Genomic DNA, 8,298 nt, shown 5'->3' on the forward strand with positions numbered 1-8,298 from the left:
AAAGAACGATCAAGCACGGCACCATGCCTGAGACAGCGCCCGCCCCCCTGTTCGACGCCGTGCCCGCGGAGATGGACTTCCCGGCCGAGGAGCGCCGCATCCTCGCCTTCTGGAAGGACCGCCGCATCTTCGAGCGCTCGCTCGAGGCACGCGAAGGCGCCAAGAGCTTCGTCTTCTACGAGGGCCCGCCCACCGCCAACGGCCTGCCCCACAACGGCCACGTCCTCACCCGCGTCATCAAGGACCTGTTCCCCCGCTACCAGACGATGCGCGGCCACTACGTCCCCCGCAAGGCCGGCTGGGACACCCACGGCCTGCCCGTGGAAGTGGAGGTGGAGAAGGAGCTGCGCATCCACGGCAAGGCGGAAATCGAGCGCTACGGCGTGGAGCCCTTCACCGAGCGCTGCATCGAGTCCGTCTTTCGCTACACCTCCGAATGGGAGCGGCTCACCGAGCGCATCGGCTTCTGGGTGGACCTGAACCAGGCCTATGTCACCTACCACCGGGGCTTCGTGGAGAGCGTGTGGTGGGCGCTCGCCGAACTGCACAAGAAGGGCCTGCTCTACCAGGGCCACAAAGTGGTGTGGTGGTGGCCCCAGGGCGGCACCGCGCTCAGCTCCGCCGAGGTGGGCCTGGGCTACAAGACGGTGGACGACCCGAGCGTCTACGTCACCTTCCCCCTGCGCGACGCGCCGGACACCTCGCTGCTCGTGTGGACGACCACCCCGTGGACGCTGCCGTCCAACATGTACGCGGCCGTCAACCCGGGCGTGGACTACGTCACCGTGGACGCCGGTGACCGCAAGCTCATCATCGCCGCCGCGCTGCGCGAGGAGCTGGCCAAGAAGCTCAAGAAGGACCTGCCCATCCTCGCCACCCAGCCGGGCAGCGCGCTGGTGGGCCAGCGCTACCTGCCGCCCTTCGACACGTACTTCGCCAGCGAAGGTGACACGCGCCTGAAGCTGCGCGACGGCGGAGACGACACCCGCGCCTGGCGCGTGCTGGGCGCGGACTTCGTGACGCTCAACACGGGCACGGGCATCGTCCACATCGCCCCCGCCTTCGGCGAGGACGACTACGACGCGTTCCGCAAGGACCGCGCGCGATTCCTCCAGCCGGAGGCGATGGAGCTGTTCTGCGCCGTCAAGCCGGACGGCACCTTCTCCGAGGAAGTCCCGCTCGTCGCCGGGCGCTTCGTGAAGGACGCGGACAAGGACATCCAGCGCAACCTCAAGGAGCGCGGGCTCTTGCTCGTCACCGAGCAGTACAAGCACGAGTACCCCTTCTGCTGGCGCGCGGACGACGACCCGCTCATCCAGTACGCCCGCCCCGCCTGGTACATCCGAACCACCGCGGTGAAGGACCGCGCCATCGAGAACAACCGCGCCGTCAACTGGGTGCCCGAGCACATCAAGGAAGGCCGCTTCGGCGACTTCCTGGCCAACAACGTGGACTGGGCCCTGTCGCGCGAGCGCTACTGGGGCACCGCGCTGCCGCTCTGGATTCACTCGGAGACGGGCGAGGTGGAGGCCGTGCCTTCCCTCCAGGCCCTGCGTGACAAGCCCGGCAGCAACCTGGCGGCCGTGGAGGCCGAGCTCGCGGCGTTCCTCGCCGGCAAGCCGCACGAGGCCAACGCGAAGCACCTCATCGTCCACAAGCCGTGGATCGACAAGGTGACGTACGAGAAGCCGGGCTCCCCGGGCCGCTTCAACCGCGTGCCCGAAGTCGTGGACGTGTGGTTCGACTCCGGCTGCATGCCCTTCGCGCAGTGGGGCTTCCCTCACGCGCCCGGCTCGCACGAGCTGTTCAACCGCGCCTTCCCCGCCGACTTCATCTCCGAGGCCATCGACCAGACGCGTGGCTGGTTCTACTCGCTGCTCATGGTGAGCACGCTCGTCTTCGACGAGGAGACGCAGGCCCGTCTGGGATTGACGCCCCAGCGCGAATGGCCGCACCCGTACAAGAGCTGCATCGTGCTGGGCCACGTCTCCGACAAGGAGGGCCGCAAGGAGTCCAAGTCCAAGGGCAACTACACGCCGCCCGAAATCATCCTCGACGAAGTGCGCATGGACTTCGCGGTGCTGTCCGCCACGGAGGCGGGCGCGCCGGCGGAGGCGGGCGTGGCGCTCATCGCGCGTGAGGACCTGGAGGGCCTGGACCTGCAGGAAGGCGCCAAGGTGCAGTTGTTCCGCCCGGACAGGCCGGACGTCTCCATCTCCGCGACGGTGAAGGCGCACAAGAAGCTCAAGCGCCGCGTGGTGCTGCTGGCGCCCTCGGAGCTGCAGGCGCTCGGCGTGGCGCCGTCCGCGAAGGGCGCGGGCGTCATGCCAGTGGAGGTGCCTCGCCTGGCGCCTTCCGAGCGCGTGACGGTGAAGGACCCCGCCGCCAAGGCTCCCGGCGCGGATGCGTTCCGCTGGTTCTTCTACGCGGCGAGCCCCACCTGGTCCAACACGCGCCACTCCCTGGCGAACGTGCGGCTGTTGCAGAAGGACTTCCAGGTCAAGCTGCGCAACGTCTACTCGTTCTTCACCATCTACGCGAACATCGACGGCTTCAATCCGGCGCAAGGCAACCCGGACGCGACAGAGGCTCCGTGGGAGGCCGTGCGCAAGAGCCACGGCTGGCGCGAGGTGAAGGCCCGGCCGCTGCTGGACCGCTGGATTCTGTCGGAAGTCCAGCTGGCGCTGCGCCACGTGGAGAAGTGCCTGGACACCTATCAGGTGTACGACGCGGCCCAGCGCATGGTGGCGCTGGTGGACGCGCTGTCCAACTGGTACCTGCGCCGCAGCCGCGAGCGCTTCTGGAAGCCGGGCTTCGAGCAGGACAAGCGCGACGCGTACTTCACCCTCTACGAAGCGCTCACCACCATCACCGCCCTGGCCGCGCCCTTCGTCCCGTTCTTCTCCGACGAGATGTGGGGCAACCTGGTGCGCAAGGCCTGGCCCCAGACGCAGCCGGAGAGCGTGCACCTGGCCTCCTTCCCGCGCGCCGACGCCAGCCTCATCGACGACGAGCTGGCGGTGGACATGGCCGCCCTGCGCGAGCTGGTGTCCCCGGGGCTCAAGGTCCGCACGGACAACAAGCTCAAGGTGCGTCAGCCGCTGGCCCGCGCGGACATCATCCTCGCGCGCAAGGAGATGACGGACCGGCTGGCCGTCTACAAAGACTTGCTCGCCGAGGAGCTGAACGTCCACGAGGTGCGCTTCGTGGAGCAGGGCAGCCCGGACGCGGACGTGGTGCGCTTCCGCGTGCGCCCCAACCTGCGCGCGGTGGGCGGACGGCTCGGCGCCAAGCTGGCGCCGGTGCGCAAGGCGTTCGACACCGGAGACGGCCGCGCGCTGCACCGGGAGCTGCTCCAGACGGGGCAGGTGGCCATCCAGCTCGCGGGCGAAACGCTGGTGTTCTCCGGCGAGGACCTGGAGACGCTGGTGGAGGCCAACCCCGGCTTCGCGGCGGCGGGCACGGGCGCGGGCGTGGTGGTGCTCCACACCGAGCTGACGGAGGCGCTCGTCGATGAGGGCCTCGTGCGCGAGCTGCTGGCGCGCGTGCAGGGCGCTCGCAAGGACATGGAGCTGGGCTACACGGACCGCATCCGCCTCTGGGTGGACGGTGACGCGCGGGTGAAGCGCGTCACGGAAGAAGGCCGCGAGCTGATTGCCCGGGAGACGCTGGCCGACTCCATCAACGTGGGGCCCGAGGGCCTCACGGGACAGGAAGAAGAGGTCAACCTCAACGGCCTGCCCGCGCGACTGCGCGTGGAGCGCGCCTGAGGTCGCTCATCCCCGCCCGGTCGACCACCGACTGAGCAGGAGGGACGCCAGGGGTTGAAGCAATCCCTGGCGTCGTCTCACCGGACCAGCAGCAGCAGGAACACGCCCAGGAACAGCAGCAGCGCGAGGCCCACATGGCTCAGCTGACTCAGGCCCTCCTCGGCGTTCTCAAAGTCGTCGAGCGAAGCTCGCCGGAACCGCGCGAACCGGCTCGGCGGGCCTTCACCGACGTGTTCCTGCTCGGGCGGCGCGCGGTCCGCGCCCGCCGTCAGCCGCCGCCAGCCCGGAAGCAGCACTCGCGCCACCGGCCAGAGCACGTCGCCGGGCGGAATCTCCGGCACGCGCCAGGAGCGCCACCGACGCGAGCGCCACACCAGCCCCGTCAACAGCACGCCGGCGACGACGGGCCACGCCGCCGAGACGAGGCTCTTCGACTCGAGCAGGTGCGGCAGCTCCTTGCGCCCCACGGGTGGCCAGAGGAGCAGCGCCGTGTCGACGACGAGCAGCAGGACCCACGCGAGCAACATCCCTCCCGCCCCGGGTGAGCCCTGCTCGGGGGCCTTGGGGACGGTGCGTTCCAGGAAGCGCGCCATGATGAGCGTGCTGCCCACGGCCGCCAGGGAGAGCAGCGTCGGCAGGGCCTCCGACGCGTGCGCGGCGGCCTCCGCGGACTTCAGCGCGAGCTTCGCCAGGGCCCCGCTCGTCAGCGGCGCGCCCGCGATTTCCAGCGCGGACCACGTCAGCCCCACCAACACCAGCACACCCCTCCAGCCCTTGCGGCCCGTCGCGGGCAGCAGGCCCGTGCCCAGGAACAACAACCCCTTCGCCAGGGAGTGATGCACCGCATAGACGAGCACCGCGCCGATGAGCACGGGAGCCGCCTCCGGGGCCCCCAGCGCGAGCCCCACCGCCAGCGTGAGGAAGCCCATCTGGCTGATGCTGGAGTAGGCCAGCACCGTCTTCGCCTCGCGCTGCGTGAGGCCCACCGCGACGCCGTAGAACGCGGCCGTCAGCCCCGCCGCCACGCACACGGTGCCCAACGTGGGGAGGCTCGCATGCCCCAGGGGCAGGAAGCGCAGCCAGCCCAGCACGCCGACCTTGATGATGGTGCCGCTGAGCACGGCGCTGCCCGGGGCGGGCGCGACGGGATGCGCCAGGGGAAGCCACATGTGCAGCAGGAGAGCGCCCACCTTGACGCCAAAGCCGCCCAGAATCAGCACGCAGATGACCTCGCGGGAGGACGACTCCGCCACCACGCGCGGCACCTCGGCGAGCGACAGGTTGATGCGCGTGCCCACCGTGAGGAAGAAGGCCGCGAGCAGCAACACCTCGCCCAGCAGGGCCATGATGATGTAGACGCGGCCCGCCCGCGCCGCCGCCTCGGTGCGCTCGTGGACGACGAGTCCGTATGCGCAGAACGTCATCATCGCGAAGAACAGATAGAAGCTCGCCACGTCCTGCGCGAGCACCGCGCCCACGTTCCCCGCGAGCGTCGCCAGGAAGAAGCCCCAGAACGAGGCCCGGTGCGAGTCCTCGCGCAGATACCCTCGCGCGAAGAGGCCGGAGAAGAGCCACAGAATCCCGGTGAAGAGCAGGTACGTCCGCGTCACCTCGTCCGGCGCATACAGCCGCATCCCCAGCAGCACCGGCTTCCAGTGGACGGACACCCCCGTCCCCAGGCCCAGCCCGAGCGCCGGGAGCGCGGCCCACGGCGCCAGCGCCATGCCGACGCCCCGAAGCGCGGGAATCATCACCGCCACCGTGAGCACCAACGGCACGCACAGGGCCGCGATGACGGCGAGCGAGGCGAGGTCATGGCCACTCACGGACGGAACTCCCGCTCGGTGATGAGCCGCGTCCAACCCAGCGGGCTGAGCTCCGCTCCGGCGAAGAGTCCCGCTGCGAGCGACAACACCGCCGTGGCCACCGTGGGCAGCAACAGGAGCAACCCAATCTCCCACCCCCGGGTGCTCGGCTTCCATTCCTCGCGCGGGGCCTGGAACCACGCGGAGTAGACGATGGGTAGGAAGTAGCCCGCGTTGAGCAGGCTGCTCGTCAGCAGCACCACCACCAGCCAGGGCTGATGCGCCTCCAGCGCGCCGATTCCCAGGTACCACTTCGAGATGAACCCGGCGACGGGGGGAATGCCAATCATCCCCAGCGCGGCGATGGTGAAGGCCCCCGTGGTGAGCGGCATCCGCCGCCCTACCCCGCGCAGCTCACTCACCCGGTGCACGTGCAGCTCCTCGGCGAAGTTCCCCGCGCAGAAGAACAGGGTGATTTTCATCACCCCCTGATGCACCAGGTGCACCAGCCCACCAATGGTGGACGCCGTCCCGAAGATGGAGATGCCCAGCACGATGTACGCGACCTGGCTCACCGTGGAGTAGGCCAGCCGCTTCTTCAAGTCCCCCTGCTGGAGCGCCCGCACCGAGCCGTAGAGGATGGTGATGGCGGCGACGATGGCCAGCGGCTGCATCACCCCCAGGTCATGCACCAGGTAGACGCCATACACGTCGTAGATGATGCGGGTGATGCCGAAGGCCCCCGCCTTCACTACCGCGACGGCATGCAGCAGCGCGCTGACCGGAGCGGGCGCCACCATCGCCACCGGCAGCCAACCATGGAGCGGCACCAGCGCCGTCTTCACCCCGAGCCCGGCTATCAGCAGCACGAAGGCCACCACCAGCTCGGTGCGATGTGACGCGACGGCGCCCAGCGCGCCTCGCTCGGTGAACTCCACCGAGCCCGTGAGCGAGTAGAGCAGCACCACGCCCGCCAGCAGCAGCGTGGCCCCGCTCAGCGTGTAGCGCAGGTAGACGTTGCCCGCGCGGAGCGCCTCGGGCGTTCCCCGGTGGATGACCAGCGGGTACGTCGACAGCGTGAGCATCTCGTAGAACAGGAAGAAGGTGAGCAGGTTGCCCGCGAGCGCGATGCCCATCGTCGACGCGACACACAGCGAGAAGAAGCCGAAGAACCGGCTGCGGTGGTCCGTCCCCTCCAGGTAACCCACCGCGTAGATGGTCGTCACGAACCAGAGCACCGCGGACAGGGTGATGAAGAGCAGGCTGAAGGAGTCCGCCCTCAGCACCAGGTCCGCCTTGGGAAAGAAGGGCAGCCGCGTCTCGTACTGGCGCCCCTGGAACACGCCCCAGGCCATGACCGCGGTGAGCAGCAGCTTGGTCACCGCCGCGAGCAGGTTGAGCACCGTGCGCGTGCGCCGCTGCTCCTCGGCGAGCAGGAAGATGATGAGCCCCGGCAACAGCGAGCTGAGCAGCACGGACAGCGGCAGCCAGGTGTTCATCATCTCGACGCACCGACGGCCAGCAGGTCCAGCGGGAACCAGGGCACCAGTCCCAGCACCAGCGCGATGAGCGCGAGCGCGAGCGGCGCCAGCTCGTTCCCCAGGGGAATGGAGCGCACGGTGACCCCCGGAGGCAGCGGCAGGAACGAGCCCCGGAGGATGCGAAAGACATACGCCGCCGTCAGCAGACTGCCTCCCAGCAGCACCAGCGCCCACCACCACTGCTGTGTGCCGATGGACTCATTCAACAGGAGCCACTTCGCGATGAACCCTCCACTGGGCGGAATGCCAATCAGGCTGATGCCACCCAACGCCATCGCCAGGAACGTGAAGGGCATCCGGTAGGCCAGGCCCTGGACGCCCCCCATCGAGGTGATGCCCACCGCCTGATGGATGTTGCCCACCGCCACGAACATGGACGCCTTGGCGGCCGCGTGGGAGACGACCAGATAGATGACCCCCGCGCGGGCCCCACTGGTCGCCATGGGGAAGACGAGGAACATGTAGCCAATCTGCGCGACGCTCGAATAGGAGACCACCCGCTTGAGCTGCGTCTGGCTCAGCGCCAGGACCGAGCCCCACAGCACCGCCACCGCTCCGAGCAGGCCCAACATCTGCCCCACCTCCGCGTCCAGGACGGGCGCGAAGACCTCCAGCCACAGCCGCAAGAGGACGTAGAAGGAGCCCTTCGAGATGAGTGCCGACAGGAGCGCGGTGACGGGCGTGGGCGCGCCCGTGTACGTCGGTGGCAACCAGACGTGGAGCGGAAACAGGGGCGTCTTGAGACACAGCCCCACCGTCACCAGCCCCGCGGCCACCCACGTCACCGGCCCCGCCTGCACGCGCTGGGCGAGCATCCCCACATCCAGCGTCGCATAGGCGCCGTACAGGAGCGCGATGCCCAGCAGGTAGCAAAGCGAGCCCGGCATCGCGAAGAGCAGGTAGCGCAGGCCCGCGTCGAGCCCTGGCAAATCCCTGCGCACCACGATGAGAGACACCGCGCCCAGCGTCGTCAGCTCCAGCGTGACGTAGAGGTTGAAGGCATCCGCCGACAACACCAGCGCGTTGAGCGCGCACCAGATGAACAGCCACAGCGGGAGGAACTCCCGGTCCTCTCGGTCCCCCAGGTGGTCCAAGGCGTGGACGCTGATGAGCGGCCCCACCACCGCGATGGTCAGCAGCATCAGGGCGGCGAGCCCGTCCGCGCGCCACTCGATGCCCAGC

At 69.2% G+C, this 8,298-nt stretch carries 4 protein-coding genes; 1 reads left to right on the forward strand and 3 read right to left on the reverse strand.

The window, feature by feature from the left end; all coding sequences use genetic code 11:
* Positions 1-23 precede the first annotated feature (23 nt).
* The gene (ileS, locus tag HR086_RS42085; RefSeq protein ID WP_174468442.1) at positions 24-3,770 is read left to right on the forward strand and encodes an isoleucine--tRNA ligase; all 3,747 of its coding nucleotides are present in this window, start codon (positions 24-26) and stop codon (positions 3,768-3,770) included.
* Positions 3,771-3,847: 77 nt separating this feature from the next.
* Here ileS and HR086_RS42090 read toward each other — a convergent pair whose 3' ends face one another.
* The 3 genes from HR086_RS42090 to HR086_RS42100 form a co-directional block, all read right to left on the reverse strand.
* Positions 3,848-5,596, reverse strand: coding sequence for a complex I subunit 5 family protein (locus tag HR086_RS42090; protein WP_174468443.1), 1,749 nt, complete (start codon positions 5,594-5,596; stop codon positions 3,848-3,850).
* Complete coding sequence (locus HR086_RS42095) at positions 5,593-7,077, reverse strand: monovalent cation/H+ antiporter subunit D family protein (RefSeq protein ID WP_217440875.1); 1,485 nt, start codon at positions 7,075-7,077, stop codon at positions 5,593-5,595. The genes HR086_RS42090 and HR086_RS42095 overlap by 4 nt, the downstream gene beginning before the upstream one ends.
* A partial coding sequence (locus tag HR086_RS42100) for a complex I subunit 5 family protein (RefSeq protein ID WP_174468444.1) occupies positions 7,074-8,298 on the reverse strand: 1,225 nt, incomplete at its 5' end. The genes HR086_RS42095 and HR086_RS42100, both read right to left, overlap by 4 nt.

The sequence above is a fragment of the Myxococcus sp. CA039A genome (genome assembly GCF_013336645.1).
GTDB lineage: Bacteria > Myxococcota > Myxococcia > Myxococcales > Myxococcaceae > Myxococcus > Myxococcus llanfairpwllgwyngyllgogerychwyrndrobwllllantysiliogogogochensis.